Genomic DNA, 1,038 nt, shown 5'->3' with positions numbered 1-1,038 from the left:
GGCGCCTACACACCCCCCCCCCCCCCCCGGGGGGGGCCCCCGGGGGGCCCCCGTCGTCTCCAAGTGCCCCGGAGCGTGCGCGTCCGTGGTCCCCGGCACCGTTCGCCGGGCGCGTGCGGCCCGATCCGGTGAAACAGCGTTTCAAACGTGATCGAGACCACTTCGCGTAGCCGCATTTTCGTTGCCCGGTCAACGTCGGGCTGTCGTACAGTCTTCGCAATCATTCGTCATCGCCGGGGGTCTCGGCCCGGCTCTGGGGTTTTACACACGTGCTCGACATTCACCACTTCAGTTACGGCTGGTTGACGCCCCTGCTGGCCTACGTCATGTCCTTCACCGGCTCGCTGCTCGGTTTCCAGTGCGCGTTGCGCGCGCGTTCGGGCACCGGCAGGCCGATCTGGCTGGCGATGGCCGCGGCCGCGCTCGGCGGGGCGGGTATCTGGGTCACCTACTTCATCGCCATGCTCGGCTTCTCGATCGAGGGCACCGAGGTCCGATACGACGGGATCGTCACCGCGCTCAGCGCGCTGTGCCCGATCGTCTTCGCCGCGCTCGGGCTGTTTCTGGCGATCCGCCCGCGCCCGACGACGGCCCTGGTGGTCGCGGGCGGCGGAGTGATCGGACTCGGCATCGTGGCCATGCACTACGCGGGAATGGCGGCGGTGCGCAGTTCCGCCTCGATCTCCTACGAGCCGCTGTGGGTGGTGTTGTCGGCACTGGTGGCCCTGGCGGCCGCGATCGGATCGCTGTGGTTCGCGGTGCATGTGCGCGGCGTGGTGCGCACCGTCGGCGCCGCCGCCATCATGGCGCTGGCGACCTCGGGCATGCACTACCTCGGCGTGATCGGCCTGGCGGCGCGCGCGGGCAGCCGGTCGGGACCGCCGGAGGGTTCGGGCGCGATGCAACTGCTGGTGCCGCTGATCGTCGGCGTCAGTATCGTCACCATGCTCATGCTCATCGGCGTGAGCCTGACCTCGATCGAACGCGCCGTGGATCTGCCGCCGCCGCGACCGGTCCAGGTGCGGCCCGCCGCAGACG

The 1,038-nt window shown here is 70.3% G+C and carries 1 protein-coding gene; it reads left to right on the top strand.

Annotation, left to right across the window (positions count from 1 at the left end):
- Positions 1-269 precede the first annotated feature (269 nt).
- A partial coding sequence (locus QH283_RS08960) for an MHYT domain-containing protein (protein WP_280502552.1) occupies positions 270-1,038 on the top strand: 769 nt, incomplete at its 3' end.

Source organism: Nocardia farcinica (assembly GCF_029867845.1).
Taxonomy (GTDB): Bacteria; Actinomycetota; Actinomycetes; order Mycobacteriales; family Mycobacteriaceae; genus Nocardia; species Nocardia farcinica_A.
The sequence above is the reverse complement of the archived record's forward strand: the minus strand, read 5'-3'. Positions and strand labels throughout refer to the sequence as shown.